Origin of the sequence: Alexandriicola marinus, from assembly GCF_004000435.1 — a bacterium.
GTDB classification, from domain to species: Bacteria; Pseudomonadota; Alphaproteobacteria; order Rhodobacterales; family Rhodobacteraceae; genus Alexandriicola; species Alexandriicola marinus.
On record NZ_RBVZ01000001.1, the window covers coordinates 861,903 to 879,484 of the forward strand.

Sequence of the window (17,582 nt, forward strand, 5' to 3'; positions counted from 1 at the left end):
TACATGTCGACATTGCCATTTCACCCCTCGAGACGTGCCGCACTGGGATTGCTGGGCGCGGCCTTCGTGGCCCCGGGCACGGCGATGGCCGGGCAAATGGATGTTCTGGAGGGCGCGGCATTTGCAACGCGGTGGCGCGTTCTGGCACCTCGGGGCGCGGGCCTGGCGCAGCTGCGGCCCGAGATCGAGGCCCTGTTTGCGCAGATCGATAGACAGTTCTCGCCGTGGCGATCTGACAGTGAAATCAGTCGCTTCAATGCCGAAGCTGAGGGAATACATACCGCTGGCACCGATCTGGCCCGGGTGGCGGAGGCCGCGCTTGATCTCGCGCGGCGGAGCGAGGGGGCCTTTGACCCGACGGTCGGGCCGCTTGTGGCGCAGCGCGGCTTTGGCCCGATTTCCCATGGCGCGGCCCCGGATTGGCGGGGCCTCGGGGCCGGGCAAGGCACCCTGACAAAGGCTCGTGCCGACCTGACGCTCGATCTGTGTGGCATCGCCAAGGGATGGGCGCTCGACCGAGCGGCGGAAATCGTCCGCGGGGCGGGAGCGCGTGATTTCCTGTTCGAGATCGGGGGCGAATTCGTGACGGCGGGCCATCATCCCGACGGACGCGACTGGCGGGTCGCGGTCGAGGCGCCGGTACCGTTCGATCCCGGGACAACCGCATTGCGCCTGCCGCCGGGGGCCGCCGTGGCGACCTCGGGCACCCGGGCGCAAAGCTATGATCTCAACGGGCGGCTCTATAGCCACATCATCGCGCCGCCCGAGGGCCGCGCGACATTTGTCGGGCACCGGTCCGTCACGGTGATCGCGGCGGATGCAATGACGGCCGACGGCTGGGCCACGGCGCTGTGCGCGGCGGGCGAAGAGGCCGGGCCCGACCTTGCCGCAGGCCAGGACATCACGGCCCTTTTCCAGTTCGACACGGGCGGCACGCGGCGGATCATCCGGTCGGGCGGTATGTCCGACCTGATCGTCTAGGGAGGGGCATGATGGAAATCCTCTTTGCGATCGTGATCGTCAGCCTTGCCGCCGGTGGGATCGGGCTGGGCCTTGCCTTGGGGCGGGGGCCGGCCAAGACCAGTTGCGGCGCAGCCGAGGGGCTTGCAATCGAGCGGTGCGAGGATTGTCCTCTCAGGCGCAGGCACGCGGAAAAGGAGCCGTCATGACGGAATTCACGATCGAGGCGATCATGCGTCGCGACATCACCATGCTGACCGAGGACACGCCGATCCGGCGGGCAGTCGCGGTTCTCGTGGATACGCGGGCGGCGGCGGCGCCGGTTCTGGGGGATGACGGGCGGCTGATAGGCATCCTTACCCAGAAGGACTGCTTTCGCCCGGCGCTTCATGCCAGCTATCACCGGGAATGGACGGGCCGGGTCGCAGATCACATGTCGCGTGAGGTTGTCACCGTCGACATCGGCGATGACGTGATCCGCGTGGCCGAGATGTTCATGGATCAGCCGCACCGCGTGTTTCCCGTCCTCGATGGGGGGAGTGTCGCGGGGCTGGTGCACCGGTCCGACGTGCTCGCGCTGCTGACGCGGGTGGGCTGACGCCGCGATCAGGTGCTGCGATGCAGCCGATCTTCGCGTTCCTGCAACTTGCGTGACCAGGTTTCATCTTCAGGACTTTGCAGAAGCTTCTTCAAAAGGCTCTGATAGGCCTTTTGTTCCAGTCTTTGCTGATCCTCGGTCACCGGTCTGCGGGTCAGCAGACGCCGTGTCATCGCTACGATATCGCGCGCCTGGAAAGACTTCTGTTCGACGCTTTCCACGGCGTCCGACATGAGATCGAGAACAACGCTGTCCGAACTTCCCGAGATGTGCACCGGATTACCAACCAGCATCCGGAACGGCGCGATCCCGGCTTCGGTCGCGGCGTCGCGGACATGCTGGGCCAGCACATCTTCCAGATGGGATGCGGCAGCGGTCATCGGTGGTTCGCACAGGCAGACGAACGCGCCGTTCCCGCGATAGGAAAACGCGCCGCGTTCCGAGGTCAGGGCGTTTCTGACAGCCCGGGCCGCCACTTCGACAAGCCGAATGAAATCCTCGGAGGATTTCTCACGGTAGTGCCGTTCAACATCGGCAATCTTGACGGCGCGGAACGCCGCGTCCAGTTCGCAGGACCGTGCCAGTTCCAGAACATAATTTTCGAATTCGCGATGACCCAGGGCAACCTCGCGGGATTTCAGGGGTATCGGCTGCGCCAGTCTGAAGACCTTTGCGCCGTCGCCGGTCTCGCGAAACTGACCGGCCATCAGCGGTTGCTGGGCCGCCTGCAACTGCTCATGCACCACACGGCGGGCCTCGATGATCCGGGTTCTGAGTTCAAGAAGATCGAAGGGCTTGGTGATGTAATCGGTGGCGCCCGCGGCAAAGGCGCGGTCGAGATAGGTTTTTTCGTCCATTGCCGTCAGCATCAGGATCGGGCTGTCGCGGTAATCGGGCGTGTCGCGGATCAGCCGGACAAGCGATATCCCGTCGACTTCGGGCATCTGAATATCGACCAGGAAGCAATCGAACTGTGTATCGGAATCGGCAATATATTCGAGGGCGGCCTTGCCATGCGGTGCGGTCGTGACGCGGTGATACCCGGTGACTGTCAGGATCTCGGTCAGCAGCTCAAGCACGCTACCGTCATCATCGACGACCAGAATTTCCATTGACGAACGCTCACCCAGGATCGTGTTGCGCAAAACCTTAATACCCAACCGCTAACGATCCGAAACTGCCCGGAGAATCCGGCGTTTCTGAAGCAACATTGCGTCAGGAATATGGCATGCGGATGCCGCGAGATATCCCTTGGTGGGTCAAACGATTATGTCGCCCATTTTTTCCTGGACAGGTCGCATAAGAGCCTGTTTGGCAGGATTTTAGGAGGATTGTCGCGAAAAATATCCCCTTGGCACCGCGTTTGTCGCAATGCCGAGAACAGTGTTTTTCCAAATGCGCAGAAGGGCGCGATGAATCGTTGCCGGGATGAGGGAATCTGAATAAATTAATGAATTACAGGATGTTGATCCCGGATCCTCGGGACATCGTGTCAAAGTCTGCACGCACGATGGCCGTAATTCCTACAAGCCTGCATGCGATACCCCGACAATGCAGACGTGATTGAAACATCGGCAGGTCCGAACATGGCCATCTCCCTTGTCAGCGCTTTGACGAATGCTGACAGTCTCGCGAGTGAACGGCTCCTTCAGAATCTGAAGGACTATACCGCCGTGAGCTTTGCCCTCTTGTGGCAAAGGCAGGCGATCTTTTTCGGCGCGACCTTGCTGACCGCATTCTATTTCGATCCCATCAATGCCCTGATCTTCTATTGCGTGATCCTGTTTGGCGAGATTCAGGATATCAATATCGCGCGGCGCGTCGCGCGGCTGGAACCAAGCCAGCGCGACGAAATCATCAAGTCGCTGATCTGGGTTCTGCAAAACACGCTTCTGACGTCTGGTGCGATCTGCGTCTATGCCGTGTCCGTCGCTCTCAAGCAGGAGACGGGCGGACATTTCACGCCGCTGTTTTTCCTCTTCGCCGCGGCGCTTTTCGCGGCGATGAACAATCATCAACTGCTGATGGCCCTTGTTGTCCGATTGGCGATGTATGGCCTGTCGTTCCTCGTGATCGTCTTTGCCGACATCCTGATCGAGCGCCCGCCCTTGTCGTCGGACATCTGGCTGCAATTCTTTACCACGATCTTCGTGATGTACTTCCTGATCGATTGTTCGATCGTCTTCCTGAAACTGTATCGCCGCAACCTCGACCAGCTCGAGGCGCTGAAGGAAGAGCACAAACACACCAAGGCCGCCTATATCGCCAAGTCGCAATTCGTATCGACCGTCAGTCACGAGTTGCGCACGCCGTTGACGTCGATCAAGGGATCGCTCGATCTGTTGAACTCCGGCGCCCTGGGCGAGGTCCCGGAAAACATGGCCGGGCTGATCGACATGGCAAGCCGGAACAGCCTGCGTCTGTCACGGTTGATCGACGATCTTCTTGACCTCCAGAAGATCGAAGCGGGCGAGTTGAAATACAGGATCGGAACGCTCGACGTGGCCGAACTGGTGCGCGATGCCGTCCGGAGCAATGCGGGCTATGCCAATCTCAACAAGGTCGAGATCGTTCTGGATTGCGAAGACTCCCAGCCGCTTCTGATCCGCGCGGACGAGGCGCGGATGATGCAGGTCATGGCGAACATGATTTCCAACGCCGTCAAGTTTTCGGACGAGGGCGGGGTTGTGCGGGTCGGCTGCCGGCGGCTGGGGCAAACGGTCCGCATCTTCGTGGACGACAACGGTCCCGGTATTCCCGATGGCATGAAGGAAAAGGTCTTCGATCGGTTCAGCCAGCTGGATTCCTCGGATCAGAGGCGCGCGATGGGCAGCGGCCTTGGCATGAACATCTCGAAGGAAATCGTGGAGCATATGGGCGGCACGATCGACTATGTCAGCCGCGTCGGAACGGGCACGACTTTCTTCACCGATTTCGAGGTCTGGGACGGCAGCGAAGATGTCGAACCCGCTGCCGATGCGGCGGCGATTTCGGGCTAGGGGGCCCTCGGCGGCCGTCAGATCGGCCGGACCTCCAGCATCATCGGGCCTTCGGGGCGCATCGTGAACGTCAGGACAGGGCGGGGGATCTCGGCCTCTGTCAGCAGGAATTCGTTCTGACGCAGCACGCTTGCCATCAGGACCATGATCTCCGTCTCGGAATATTGCGCTCCGATGCAGACCCGCGGCCCGTCGCCAAAGGGGATGTATTGTCCCCGTGGAATGATTGCGTCTTCGAACCTTTCCGGGCGGTAGCAATCGGGCAGATCCCACAATTGCGTGTGGCGGTGCAGGGAATAGACCGGGAAGAACAGGGCATCGCCCTTGCGGAAGGTGATGTCCTTGACGGTCAGGTCTTCGGCGGCATCGCGCGCGAAGAAGGCGGCCGAGGGGTAAAGGCGCAGCGTCTCCTTGAGATGCGCCTTCAGCAGCGGCATGTGCTGCAGATCTTCATAGCCCACGGGGCCTCTGGGCGCGGCACGTTGCACCTCCTTGCGGATGCGGGTCTGCATCTCGGGGAAAAGCGCCAGCAGGTAGTAGCCCCATGACAGGGCGTTGGCCGATGTCTCGTGGCCCGCGACGACAAAGGTCAGCAGGTTGTCGACCGTGGTTTCGAGATCCTCGAAATCTTCGTCAAGCGCCGCGATCATGAGGTCGAGGAAATCTTCGGGCTCGGTCCGCTTCTGGGCGCGCCGGTTCTCGATCACGATGCGGGCCAGGTCGCGCATCGTCGTGACCGGCTTGTCGCTTTTCAGCCAGTTCAGACGGGGCACCCATTTCGGCAATTGCATCAGATCGAACAGCGAGATGTCCGAGATGTAATCGAAATAGGTCTTGAGCCCGGCCCGGATCTGCTGCGCGCTGACCTCTTCGTTGCCGGAAAAGATCACGCGCGAGATGTTGGTGATGGTCGATGCGGGTGACATCTGGTTGATATCGACGATGCCGGGCGCATCACTTAGCGAATCCGCGACCTCGAGCCCCGTCTGCGCGAAATGCGTGGCCAGCATGGGCAGGTTGCGCGCGGCGAACAGGGGCGAATAGCGATGCCGCTGTTTCCGCCAGCGTTCACCCTCCGACAGGATCAACCCGTTTCCGACCGCCGATCCGATGATGTCCTTGGTGAACCGGGCCTTGGGGAACCGCCGACCGGCGCCGACCAGAAGTTCGGTGATGATCTCGGGATCGCAAATGTAGTGGATGTTGAGAGGGCCGCGCAGATAGGTCTGCCGCGTGGTTTCGACCGGGATCACTTCGAGCATGTTATGGCCGGCCAGCCGGGCAAATTCCAGCAAGCCCACGGGCTTCGTCGCAAGTTTCGCGGTGATCGGTATCGCTTCGAATGAATTGGCTTTCACCTGAACCCAAACCCCCAGCTTCTGACGACGAGCCTATCTAAAATACATGGCCGGACGCTCTGCCGGATGGGCAGGTTACAGGGCCGTGGCGAATGTTGCTAAACGAGGAACCAGTACGCGGAACACAAGTCCCGGCGGCGCAGTGAAATGGACATGTCGCGCCGACGGACCGTGCGCTAGCCAATCTCAATCATGCGATCGTCAGACACGTTTCTTTGTTGATAGCCCTGCCACCGGTGCGGGGCAAGCGGTGGGGGTTGCGCGGCCGCCGTGAACGGGAATTCGAGCGCATTTTGACCGAGGAATGAGCAAATCTGCCACGGGGCACCGCCCTCGGGCGGGGCGGTGATCAGCGGGCTTTCAGATAGCTGGCATTGCCATAAAGCTCGTGCAGGACCTGTTCGTACATCCGGTCCTCGCGGCGGGTCGTCGGACGGAAAAGCCGGGTTTTGGTCCGCCGGCTGGTACTTGCCTCGAGCGGGGTTCGCGCCCTCAGCATCTGGACCTGATCGACCGCCAGCTGAAGCGCCTTGGCCGCCCGTGACCGCGACAGGGCGGCCATCTGGATCGGCTTGCCGATGACAAAGCGGATATGCCCGCTTTCCAGATGTTCGGTCAGGCGTGCGGTGATCATCTCGTCGAGATTGTGCAGGTTCGGCAGACCGGCGCCGAGCTTGCGCCCATGCACGATCACAATGAAAACGCCACCGCCGCGATACGAGAACACGCGATCCATGTCTTTGGTCACATATTGTATGGCCGCTGCAAGGTTCTGAACCGCACCGCGGAACCGGTCCTCGCCCTCGTCGCGAAGGAACTGGTCGGCATCCTGCAACTTGATCGCGATCGCCTGTGATTTAAGGAGTTTCTGCCGGGCCAGCTGATCGAGGTAATTGTCGAATTCCACGTCCCGCAGAATCCGGTCCAGATCCTCGACAGCCAGAGCGTCGTTGAAGACGGGCCGCGTCTCGGGCCGCGCAACCTCGTCCTGCGCGGCGTCCTGAGGCTGGGGATCGGGTTGGGCGGGGGCTGAGGCTTCGGCCGCGGGCGGGGTCTCTTGCCTGGTCCGGGCTTCGATCAACTTGTGCGCACAGCGGATCCGGCCGCGCAATTCGAAGAAGTCGAAGGGCTTGCTGACATAATCGGTGGCCCCTTCGAGAAACGCGCCATCGATATATTTCCGCTCACTCATCGCGGTGAGCATGATGGCAGGCGTCTCGGCATATTCGGGCAGTTTGCGAATTTCTTTCAGAAGCTGGATTCCGTTCACATCCGGCATCTGGATATCCAGCAGCAGGCAGTCGAACGGCGTGTGCCGCGCCTGAAGCTGACGCATGGCGTCCTGCGCGCCATGAGCGGTGGTCACCCTGTAGGATTCAAGGTTCTCAAGCGCCACCTTGACCAGTTCGAGAATGCTGGGCTCGTCATCAACCACGAGGATATCGAGCGTTGCCCCACTGGCCGAAAGCTCGTCGGGCGCGGAACGGACTTCGACGTTATCGGAAAAAGGGCTATTCATATCCAACGACCACTCTGATCAAGATCACCCTAAAAAATTACCAATAAAATAAGATCAAATTAGGTCGGCGGCCGCTCAAACCGGGCGGAAACGGTGTGATCGTTCGACCAAATGATGGCGTTTGGCGCGAATAGGGATCAATCCCGTAACAACGGCCAGATTGTTTCCCGTCGAAGGGGCCGGATGGCCCGCCCGGTCCGGTTGCGGGTCAGGCCTCGTAGGTGCCGGTGCTGAACAGGACCGCTTGGCTTTGCGTGCCGTCGATCTCGAATTTTGCGCCGATCGGCGTCGCTGTTACTCCCATCGGGCGTGACCACCGCATCCACAGATACGGGACGATCCCGAGGATATGGGTCGCACCATGCGCGACGCCCGCTTCGATCATCTTGTTGAACAACAGGTGCCGAATGGTGAACCGGCGCTTGGCCGACACATCGTCGGTAATGAAAAAGCGGGTGGCCTCCCAGACGCTGTGTTCGACGGGCGCTTCGAAGAACAGAACATCCCGCGGCAAATCCGGCAGGATACCTTTCTGTGCGTCGCGCAACATGTAGCTGTAGATGCCGCAGCGCGCCGTTGTCGGCATCAGGCGCGCGCCGCCCAGAACCTCGCCGTATTCATGAAGGATGATCCAGCGGCATTGGGGGGTATCGTATTGATCGAATTCCATCCCATCGGCCTCGGAGACATGCCAGCCGAGCTTATCCAGGAAAATCGCTTTCCTGGCTTCAAGGTATTTTGCGAACAGCTCTCCGTACTCGTGAATATTTCGGGACGACATCGTCACGGACCGAACGTGACGGATTGTCTTGTTGTCTAGTTTGTCGTCCCTTGGTCTTGAACTCGTTACCCGCTGTCGTTCGTCGTAGTGCCGACCGTATGGTTCACTTGGTTCCAGGGTCGGCAGCAATGACGCTCTTGGTATTGCCCATGAGGGCGACCATGTGCGGTTCATCCAACACTCGATTTACTGCCTCGTTTTCGACACATATATGCCTGCTTTCGATCCGTTTGCTTCGCGGAGTTCGCTTTTGAGCGATCTTTTTATCCAATTTGCGGGTCTTGCTGCTTTTGCGCCACACACGGACTGACCAATGCTCGTTTTTCCGACGTGGGGCCCCATGATAGGCCGTGGTCTAACTTGCCGGGTCCGCAAGTTCAGGGCGGTCATAGATTTCGGGGTAGGGCATCGGGACGCGTGGACCAAGGGGCACGACCCCGTTCCATGACCGTCCGAAATAGCCCTGCCGGCAATGGACAAGCGATCCCGACGCGGCCACCCCCGGCAGCGCATGCACCCGGCACAGCCAGCGCCACAGATGCGGAAGATCGAGGATGCGGGCGCCGTTCAGCTTCATCCGAAGGTAATAGACCGGGTCGTGCCGGAACAGGGTCGGGAACAGTCTCAGGTCAGCCTCGGTAAAGCGATCGCCCGTCAGGTAGGGCCGGTTGTCAGAGGCCAGTCGGGCCTCAAGCTCGTTCAGCCGGTCGAAATAGGCCTCGAACGCGGCGGCATAGACGGCCTGATCCGAGGAAAAGCCCGCCTTGTAGGCGCCGTTGTTGATGTCGCGATAGATGTCGGCGTTGAGGCTGTCGATCTCGGCCCTCAACTCGGCCGTCTCCGGCCCGTGGGGGTAGAGTTCGGGCCGCTCATCATCGGGCAGGGTGGTGCCCAACGCGGCGGCATGCCGGTCGAGCATGCGGATGATCTCGGCGCTTTCGTTCGACACGATCCGGCCCGCGCGCTTGTCATAGAGGATCGGCACGGATTTTTCGTTCGAACCTTCGGCGGCATAGATATCGCGCACCAGCCGGTGGCCCTGTCCCGTCGCGGTCTCGGCTGTGCATTCGGGCAGCGGCGCGCCGGTCAGGCTGGCCGCGCGGTCGGGCGCGAAGTGCCACAGGTCGGGGCCTGCCGGGTCGTTCTCGTCGGTGCGGTTCGGGAAGGCCACATCCATGGTGATGGACTCGGTCAGGCCCAGCACGGCGCGCGCCAGCGTCACCCTGTGGCACCACGGGCAATTCAACGCGACGAACAGGTGATAGCGGCCGGGTTCGGGCGGAAAGTCCGGCTCGCCGATCGCATGGCGAAACGCGCTGACGCCGCGCACGAATTCGCCCCGGGCGCGCCGCGCTTCTGCATCTGTCTGATCCTCCTCGACGGAGCGGTCCTGTCCTGTCATGGCGCGCCTTTTCCTCTTGCAGCGATGTCACTCTCGGCTGACGCCTGCATAGCGCAGGCCGCTGAGGTCCGCGACGTCGCGTTTCCAGCTGGTCAGGTCACGCGGGTTGAAACCGCTCAGGTTGTCATGGCCACAGGCACGGGCCAAAACCTGCATCAATTCGACGCTTGCACCGAAGTATCGGGCCAGCCGTTCTGCGCCCTGCTGCACGTCCAGCCGTTTGCGCAGTTCCGGTTTCTGGGTGGCGATGCCGGCGGGGCAATTGTTGGTGTTGCACATCCGGGCGGCGACACATCCCACCGCCTGTATCGCGGAATTCGACACGGCGATCGCATCGGCCCCAAGGGCCATTGCCTTGACGAAATCTTCGGCCACGCGCAGCCCGCCGGTGGCGATCAGCGTGACCTCGCGGCCCACCCGCTGATCAAGGTGGCGCCGGGCGCGGGCCAGCGCCGGAATCGTCGGCACCGAGATGTGATCGCGAAAGATCAGGGGGGCAGCGCCTGTGCCGCCACCGCGCCCGTCAAGGATGATGTAATCGGCGCTGGCGGCCAGTGCGAAATCGATGTCGTCTTCGATATGGTTGGCCGAGAGTTTGAACCCGATCGGTATCCCGCCCGTGCGTTCGCGCACCTCGTCGGCCAATTTGCGAAAATCATCCGGCCCGTCGAGATCGGGGAACGTCGCGGGCGAGATCGCGGGTTGCCCTTCGTCCAGGCCGCGCACCTCGGCGATCTTGTCGGTGACCTTGTCGCCGGGCAGATGCCCGCCGGTGCCCGTCTTGGCGCCTTGCCCGCCCTTGAAGTGGAAGGCCTGCACCTCTTCGACAAGCGCGGGGTCCCAGCCGAACCGGGCCGAGGCCAGCTCATAGAAATAGCGGGAATTTTCGGCCTGTTCCTCGGGCAGCATCCCGCCTTCGCCGGAACAGATCCCGGTGCCGGCCAGTTCGGCCCCGCGCGCCAGCGCGATCTTGGCCTCTTCGGACAGGGCGCCGAAACTCATGTCCGACACGAAGAGCGGGATATCGAGGGTCAGTGGCCGGTCCGCCCTCGGCCCGATGATGACCTGCGTTGTGACGTCCTGATCCTCAAGCAGGGGTTTGCGCGCCAGCTGGGCGGGCAGGATCTGAATGTCATCCCAATGGGGCAGGTCCTTGCGCGGCACGCCCATTGCGCCCATCTCGCCGTGATGTCCCAGTTTGGAGAGACCGTCGCGGGCAAGATCGTGGATGCGGGCGACGGTCGGCTCCTCGGGCGTTGGTTTGGCCTTGGGCGCATCGGATTTCGGCTCGGGCGCGGGATCGCCCGGCTCCTTGTCGCCAAGGCTGGCATGGGTGCCGTCGCAGAACGGCGCATTCGCGCTGGCCTTGCAGCGGCACAGGGTGGCGGTTTCGCTTTTGTCGGCGGTGAAACTCAGCGGCGTGATCCCCGTCCCGGCATGGGAGCCGTCGCAGAACGGCTGATTGCCTGATCGACCGCAGCGGCACCAGTGGTAGGACTTGCCCTCCTCAAGCTCGACTTGGGTCGGCGATTTGGCGGCGATGATCGGGACGTCTTGATCTGACATGATAGTTCAGCCCTTGAGTTGATGCGGGTATCGGTTGGATTGAGCCTACCCCTCCGCGCGATTGCACGAAACATGGCAAGGGGCGCAATCATTGTGCGCGGGCGAACAATCTTAGGAACAGCAGTCCCGACTGTCGCGCAAACCCTCGGGGCAGGCCGATTATTGCATTGCAGGCCGGTGGCCTTCCGGGTTGATACTGGGTCTGTTAAGCGGCGAGGCAAGCACGAACCGGGCGCCACCGCGTGGTGGCGCCTGCCAGAACAGGGGAAATGACGTGGCGGAAGGCAAGACAATCCTGGGGCCGGACGCGCCCGATCAGCGCTGGCTGGAAGACCCCCGGCACCGGGACTGGCTCCGCTCGGACGCGATCCGGCAGATCGATTTCTTTCGCAGGAGCCTGAGGCCCGATGGCGGCTTCGACGCGCTTGAAACCGACGGCACCCCGATCCCCGGCGCTCCGCAAGAGCTTCATGCCACGACACGGATGGTCCATTCCTTTGCCATGGCCCATGCCGCGGGCGCGCCCGATTGCGCCGAGGTCATCGAGGCCGGGCTAGCCTATATCTGGTCGCGCCATCGCGATCCCGATCACGGCGGTTATCTCTGGTCGCTCCATCCCGACGGGCGCATCGACCGCGACGTGAAGCTGGCCTATGGTCATGGCTTCGTTCTGCTGGCGGCCTCGAGCGCGAGGGCCGTGGGCTTCGATCAGGCCGATCCGATCCTTGCCGATATCACGCAGGTCATCGAGACCCGGTTCTGGGACGACGGGGCAGGGCTCCTTTTCGATGAGTTCACGCGCGACTGGCAGCCCTTCTCCGAGTATCGCGGATATAATTCCAACATGCATGGCTGCGAGGCCCTGATGGCGGGGTTCGAGGCGACGGGCGATGTGGGGTATCTCGACAAGGCGGGCCGCATTCTCGATTTCTTCACCGCGCGCATTGCGCCCGCCCATGACTGGCGTATCCCCGAGCATTTCACGCCCGACTGGAGCGTCGACATGGCCTATGAGGGCGATCCGATGTTCCGCCCGCGGGGCACGACCCCGGGCCATTCCTTCGAACTGGCGAGGCTGTTGCTGCAATACTGGGATCTGCGCAGGCGGCCCGAGGGCGACATGCCGGCGCGCGCCCGCGCGCTGATGCAGACCGCCCTTGATGACGCGTGGGTCGCCGATGGGGGCGGCTTTGTCTACACGCTCGACTACGCGGTGGCGCCGCAGATCACCGACCGCTATTGGTGGCCCGTGACGGAGGCGATCGGCGTTCTGGCAGCCTTTCTCAAGATCGAGGACCGACCCGAGGACGAGGCTTGGTATCGCCGCGTCTGGGGCGCGGCGGCGGACCTGTTCGTCGATGCCGAAAGGGGCGGCTGGATCCCCGAGGTCGACGCGGCCGGTCGGCCCGCGCCAAGGCAATTCATCGGCAAGCCCGACATCTATCACGCGCTTCAGGCCGATCTTCTGCCGCTTGCGCCGGGGCTGTCGCGCAGCATCGATGCGCTGAAGGGATCAGACCTGCTGGCCCCGTAACGGGGCCGGTCAGTCGCGGATCGCGCGGCCCTGCGCGTCGAAGAAATGCAGGTTGCCGGGCCCGAGTGTCAGGCCCATCCGCTGGCCCGGTGTGATCTCCGCACCACCGTCGACGCGCACATTGACCTGACCGGCGCTGCCGCAATCCATGATGACGAAAGTGTCGGCGCCGAGGTATTCGGTGACATCGACCGTTCCGTCCAGCTCTCCGCTGCCCTCGGGGCCCAGTTCGATATGTTCGGGCCGGATGCCCAGCGTGACCGCAGGCCTGTCGCCCGCAAAGGTCCCGCCGCGCGCGCCGTCGATCCGGTAGCGGCCCGCTTCGGTGCTGACCGGCAGGACGTTCATCTTGGGGCTGCCGATGAATTGCGCGACGAACAGATCGGCGGGGCGCAGATACAGCTCCTTCGGGCTGCCCACCTGCGCGATGCGACCCGATTCCAGAACGACGATCCTGTCTGCCAGCGTCATCGCCTCGACCTGATCGTGGGTGACATAGATCATCGTGGCGCCCAGCGACTGGTGCAGTTTCGCAATCTCGTAGCGCATCTCGACCCGGAGCGCGGCATCGAGGTTCGACAGCGGCTCGTCGAACAGGAACGCCGTCGGATCGCGCACGATCGAGCGGCCAATGGCCACCCGCTGTCGCTGCCCGCCCGACAGGTCCTTGGGCCTGCGGTCGAGGTAACCGTCGAGCTTGAGAACATGAGCGGCCTCGGCCACCTTGGCCGCGACCTCGTCCTTGGGCAGGCCCGCGGATTTCAGCGGAAAGCCCACGTTTTCCCGCACGCTCATATGCGGGTAGAGCGCGTAGGACTGGAATACCATGGCAAGTCCGCGCTTGGACGGTGGCTCTGCCGTCGCGTCGCGCCCCGAGATCATGATCTGGCCGCGTGACGTCTCCTCAAGCCCCGCGATCATACGCAGTAGCGTGGATTTTCCGCAGCCCGACGGGCCGACGAAGATGACGAATTCGCCCTCGTGGATGGCAAGGTCGACACCCTTGATCACCTGCGTGTCATCGAACCACTTCTCAACCGATTTCAATTCGATCGAAGCCATCACGCCGCTCCTTGTGCAAGGGTTTCGCCGGCGCTCGGGCTGGCCCATGTCAGCCAGATCGCCGCGGTCCATGTGAAATCTGCCCCGCCGCAGGGCGTGGCGTCGAGCGGGTCGAAATATTCGTAGAAGCCGCCGCGCGTGATCAGTTCGCGCGTTTCCCGGCGCAACCGTGCCTCGAGTTCGGGCCGTCCGCCGCTGTGCAGGCCAAGCGCGATCAGCGCGTTGACGACAGGCCATGAGGGGCCGCGCCAATAGCGGCGGGACTCGAAAATCGCGCTTTCGGGGTCGGCGGAGGGAATGCCGAATTTCACCGCGTCCCAGGATCGCAGGAGGTGCTGTTCCAGTTCGGGCCGTTCCGCGCCCGCGAGATAGGCCAGAAACGCGCCCGAGCCCAGAACGCCCGCGAATTCGCCGTCGCGCAGGTTGCGCGCGTCATAGGCGCCCAGTGCGGGGTTCCAGATCGTTTCCAGCCCGGCGCGCAGGTCCGCGGCCCAGCCTTCGATCTCGGTCACGTCTTCACCGAGGGCGCGGCCGATGGCGGCCAGGTCGTCATGGGCGCGCAGCAGGATGAAGGTGATGCCCGGATCGGCCATGAGGAACGGCCCGTCGCGCACGATCCGGGCCTGATCCCAGCCGCAGCCGCGCCCGAACTGCACCATCGCAAGATAGCGGTCATAATCGGCCTTGCCCGGCCGCATCGAGGGATCGACATGTCCGGTATCGCGGCGCGTGTAGTCGCCTACGTTGGACCCGTCCACATCGGCCATGCCGATATCCCAGTCCGGGCAATTGTCTCGGCCGCTTTCCCATGGATGGGTAATCGCGGCCGCACCGCTGCCACAGCGATACTCGGCCCACCAGCGGTGCCACGCGCGCAGCGCGGGAAAGAGCGCTCGGATCCGGGCCTCGCCCAGATCGCGATCCCGGTCCCAGATCAGGCGCGCCAGGATCGCGGCTACGGGCGGCTGGCTGATGCCGGACGTGGCCGGCACATGGCCCGTGCCCCAGACATCCGGCCCCGGGAAATAGCCCGGATCGTCGCGGTGAAAGATGATGTGCGGCACCATCCCGTCATCCCATTGCGCCGAGAACAGCGTATCGAGTTCGTCCCAGGCGCGCGGCAGGTCGAAGGTCGAAAATCCCCAGGCTGCAAAGGCGCTGTCCCAGTTCCACTGATAGGGATAAAGCCCCGCCGTCGGCACCGTGTAGCCGCCGCGATCGTTGCCGCGCAGGATGGCGCGGGCGGTGTCGTCGTGTGTTGTCATCCTTTGACAGATCCTGCTGTGAGACCCTTGGTCATGAAGCGTTCCAACCCGAGGAAGATCACCATGATCGGCACCGTCGCCACCACCGATCCCGCCATCAGGTGCTGGCGCGGAATTTCAGAGGAATTGAGCGAGGCGATGCCGCGGGTCAGGGTGAATTTCGACGGATCATCGAGAAGCATGAACGCCAGAAGAAACTCGTTCCAGGCGATCATGAAGACATAGAGCGAGACCGACGCCAACGCCGGAAGCGACAGCGGCAGGGTGATCTTCCAGATCACGGCCAGCCGGGTCAGGCCGTCCATCAGCCCTGCCTCTTCCACTTCGGACGGCAGACCCCGGAAATAGCCCTGAAGCATGTAAAGCGCGACAGGAATGGTCGTGACGGGATAGATCAGCACGATCCCGAAGAACGTGTTGCGCAGCCCCGTCATCGAAAAGGCGATATAGATCGGCAGCGCGAGCACGATCATCGGCACCATGTAGATCAGAAGGATCGACCGCGAAAAAGCGGCCCGCCCGCGAAACCTCAGCCGCGCCACCGCATAGGCGCCCGGCACCGCGAACAGAAGCGTGATGATCACCGTGAGCACCGAAATCAGCGCCGAGTTGACCATGTAGGTGCCGAAGTTGAAGTCGCGGAACAGCTCCTCGTAGGAGCGGAACAGATCCCAGCCCTTCGACAGGTCGATCGAGAAATCGAGCGGGTTCATCACCAGTTCGGACTGGTTCTTGAGGCTCGTCATCACCATCACGTAGAACGGGATCAGCACGATTGCGGTGAAGAAGATATAACCGAAACCCGTCAGGAACCGGATCACCGCGCCTTCGAATTCGTGCCGCGTGAGCGCGCCGGGACTCAGGTCCTCCATGATCCGGAAGGTCGAGGCGGCAAAGCCGATCCCGAGGATCAGCCCGCATATCCCGCGCGACAGGGCCGGGACGTCCGGCCCCACCACCACCGGCCCCACGCCCGCGGCGATGAACACGACGACCGCCACAGCGACCAGCGCGCTTGCCGCGCGTCGGGGCCGGATCGCGAGGAAGGCCGCGCCACCGATCGCGCCCCAGACCAGCGACCAGAGCATCGCCGGACGGAATGCCTCGCCCGTGGCAAAGGACATGGCGACCGCGACGGTCACCGCCAGCGTCACCATCCACAACGCGCCCAGCAAGGGCGCCGCGACATATCCGAACCGCAGCGCGCTCACAGCCCTTCCTCCCGGCTGATGAATTTCAGGAAGAAGATGGAAAAGGTCAGCAGGCAGGCAAAGATCACCACCGCCACCGCAGCCCCCGCGCCAAGGTTCGACAGGGCAAAGGCCTGTTCATAGACATTGACCGTCAGCGTTCGCGTGCCCGCATTGCCGCCCGTCAGCAGAAAGATGTCGTCGAACTTGTTGAACGTCCAGATAAAGCGCAGCAGGAACAAGACGCTCAGGATGCCCAGCAGCTGCGGCATCGACAGATACCAGAACTGCTGGAACGGCGAGGCGCCATCCATGTCGGCGGCCTCGTACATGTCGTTGTCGATCGATTGCATCCGGGCGAGGATGAACAGGAACGACAGCGGGAAATAGCGCCATATCTCGAACACCGTGACGGTGATCAGTGCAAGCGGTCGTTCACCGAAGAAATTGATCGCCTCGTCCGTCACGCCCATCTGGATCAGGAGTGCGTTGGCCGAGCCCGAGAACGGATCGAACAGAAGGATCCACGCGAAGGCCACCGCAATCACCGGCGCCACATAGGGAAAGAGATAGAGCCCGCGCAGGATACCCTGACCCCGAAAGCTCTTGTTCAGCAGGAGTGCGGCAAACAGGCCGAAGACAAGCGCCCCGATCGTGCCGAAGACGGTATAGAACAGCGTGACCCACAGGACCGACCAGAATTCCCGCCCGTCAAAGATCCGGGCGAAATTCTCGAAGGTGAAGGTCGCATTGGTCAGCACGTTCGAGGCATCGCCGCGCACAACCGCCGGATCGTCGCGGGGGCCAAGACCCGCGTCGAAATAGGATTGCTCCACAATGACGGGGATTTCGATCGTCTCGCGTGCGCCCGGGTCCCAATCGCCGAATTCGCAGGTCAGGACGCCCGCCTCGATCACGCAGGTCTCGGGCAGTTCGCCGATCACCAGTCCCTCGGGGAGCGTGTCTGTAAAGCCCACGCCAAGGATCGGCTGCGCCTGGCTGCTGTTTCGCAGGCGGTAGCGCAGGGTCGCCTCGTCGCCGGCCACCTCGGGATTGCCGCGCAAGTCTTCGCGCATCGTGACCTCGGGCGGGCGCAGATCGGCCAGCGTCACCGGTTTCACCGATATCCAGAAGATCGCGAGAAGCGGCAGGATGACCACCAGAGACACCGCCGTGATCGTCGGCAGCAGCAAGCCCCAGGCAAGCCGTGCCTCGCGGCGCGCCAGCGGCCCCGTTCCTTTCGGTGGTGTGATCTCGGTCATCTTGGCGATCCTCGTTCATTCCGGCGCCTGCCGGAACGTCGGTCAGCTGTGCGCCGGGCCGGCCAGCGACCCGCCCGGCGCAAGTG

The 17,582-nt window shown here is 62.8% G+C and carries 15 protein-coding genes; 5 read left to right on the forward strand and 10 right to left on the reverse strand.

Annotated elements, in window-relative coordinates; genetic code table 11:
* Positions 1-3 precede the first annotated feature (3 nt).
* The 3 genes from EP376_RS04285 to EP376_RS04295 are packed head-to-tail and all read left to right on the forward strand — an operon-like array spanning position 4 to position 1,558.
* A complete protein-coding gene (locus EP376_RS04285; RefSeq protein ID WP_127654289.1) occupies positions 4-981 on the forward strand; it encodes an FAD:protein FMN transferase in 978 nt (325 codons plus the stop codon).
* Positions 982-992: 11 nt separating this feature from the next.
* Positions 993-1,169: a hypothetical protein gene (locus EP376_RS04290; protein ID WP_164744860.1), complete on the forward strand. Its 177-nt coding sequence runs from the start codon at positions 993-995 to the stop codon at positions 1,167-1,169.
* On the forward strand, positions 1,166-1,558 hold the full coding sequence (locus tag EP376_RS04295; RefSeq protein ID WP_127654291.1) for a CBS domain-containing protein: 393 nt from the start codon (positions 1,166-1,168) through the stop codon (positions 1,556-1,558). The genes EP376_RS04290 and EP376_RS04295 overlap by 4 nt, the downstream gene beginning before the upstream one ends.
* A gap of 8 nt (positions 1,559-1,566) precedes the next feature.
* Here the strand turns inward: EP376_RS04295 and EP376_RS04300 are convergent, their stop codons facing one another.
* Positions 1,567-2,670: a response regulator gene (locus EP376_RS04300; RefSeq protein ID WP_127654292.1), complete on the reverse strand. Its 1,104-nt coding sequence runs from the start codon at positions 2,668-2,670 to the stop codon at positions 1,567-1,569.
* Positions 2,671-3,144: 474 nt separating this feature from the next.
* Here EP376_RS04300 and EP376_RS04305 point away from each other — a divergent pair, with 474 nt between their 5' ends.
* The gene (locus EP376_RS04305; RefSeq protein WP_127654293.1) at positions 3,145-4,557 is read left to right on the forward strand and encodes a sensor histidine kinase; all 1,413 of its coding nucleotides are present in this window, start codon (positions 3,145-3,147) and stop codon (positions 4,555-4,557) included.
* A gap of 17 nt (positions 4,558-4,574) precedes the next feature.
* Here EP376_RS04305 and EP376_RS04310 read toward each other — a convergent pair whose 3' ends face one another.
* The 5 genes from EP376_RS04310 to EP376_RS04330 form a co-directional block, all read right to left on the reverse strand.
* Positions 4,575-5,915: a cytochrome P450 gene (locus EP376_RS04310; protein WP_240652428.1), complete on the reverse strand. Its 1,341-nt coding sequence runs from the start codon at positions 5,913-5,915 to the stop codon at positions 4,575-4,577.
* Between the two features lie 349 nt (positions 5,916-6,264).
* Positions 6,265-7,434 (reverse strand): response regulator, encoded by a 1,170-nt coding sequence (locus EP376_RS04315; protein ID WP_127654294.1) that lies wholly within the window; start codon positions 7,432-7,434, stop codon positions 6,265-6,267.
* 208 nt (positions 7,435-7,642) lie between these two features.
* Entirely contained in the window at positions 7,643-8,389 is a 747-nt protein-coding gene (locus tag EP376_RS04320; protein WP_338068374.1) for an acyl-homoserine-lactone synthase, read from the reverse strand.
* 181 nt (positions 8,390-8,570) lie between these two features.
* Positions 8,571-9,617 (reverse strand): glutathione S-transferase C-terminal domain-containing protein, encoded by a 1,047-nt coding sequence (locus tag EP376_RS04325; protein ID WP_127654296.1) that lies wholly within the window; start codon positions 9,615-9,617, stop codon positions 8,571-8,573.
* A 27-nt stretch (positions 9,618-9,644) separates the two neighbouring features.
* Complete coding sequence (locus tag EP376_RS04330) at positions 9,645-11,183, reverse strand: glutamate synthase-related protein (RefSeq protein ID WP_127654297.1); 1,539 nt, start codon at positions 11,181-11,183, stop codon at positions 9,645-9,647.
* A 274-nt stretch (positions 11,184-11,457) separates the two neighbouring features.
* Here EP376_RS04330 and EP376_RS04335 point away from each other — a divergent pair, with 274 nt between their 5' ends.
* On the forward strand, positions 11,458-12,717 hold the full coding sequence (locus EP376_RS04335) for an AGE family epimerase/isomerase (protein WP_127654298.1): 1,260 nt from the start codon (positions 11,458-11,460) through the stop codon (positions 12,715-12,717).
* A 9-nt stretch (positions 12,718-12,726) separates the two neighbouring features.
* Here EP376_RS04335 and EP376_RS04340 read toward each other — a convergent pair whose 3' ends face one another.
* From EP376_RS04340 to EP376_RS04355, 4 genes are read right to left on the reverse strand one after another with little or no spacing between them, the layout of a single operon-like run.
* Positions 12,727-13,779: an ABC transporter ATP-binding protein gene (locus tag EP376_RS04340; RefSeq protein ID WP_127654299.1), complete on the reverse strand. Its 1,053-nt coding sequence runs from the start codon at positions 13,777-13,779 to the stop codon at positions 12,727-12,729.
* Positions 13,779-15,044, reverse strand: a complete 1,266-nt coding sequence (locus EP376_RS04345) for an MGH1-like glycoside hydrolase domain-containing protein (RefSeq protein WP_127654300.1) — start codon at positions 15,042-15,044, stop codon at positions 13,779-13,781. The genes EP376_RS04340 and EP376_RS04345 overlap by 1 nt, the downstream gene beginning before the upstream one ends.
* Positions 15,041-16,255 (reverse strand): carbohydrate ABC transporter permease, encoded by a 1,215-nt coding sequence (locus tag EP376_RS04350; protein WP_127654301.1) that lies wholly within the window; start codon positions 16,253-16,255, stop codon positions 15,041-15,043. Before EP376_RS04350 ends, EP376_RS04345 begins: the two co-directional genes overlap by 4 nt.
* Entirely contained in the window at positions 16,252-17,496 is a 1,245-nt protein-coding gene (locus EP376_RS04355) for a carbohydrate ABC transporter permease (RefSeq protein WP_127654302.1), read from the reverse strand. Before EP376_RS04355 ends, EP376_RS04350 begins: the two co-directional genes overlap by 4 nt.
* Between the last annotated feature and the right edge of the window lie 86 nt (positions 17,497-17,582).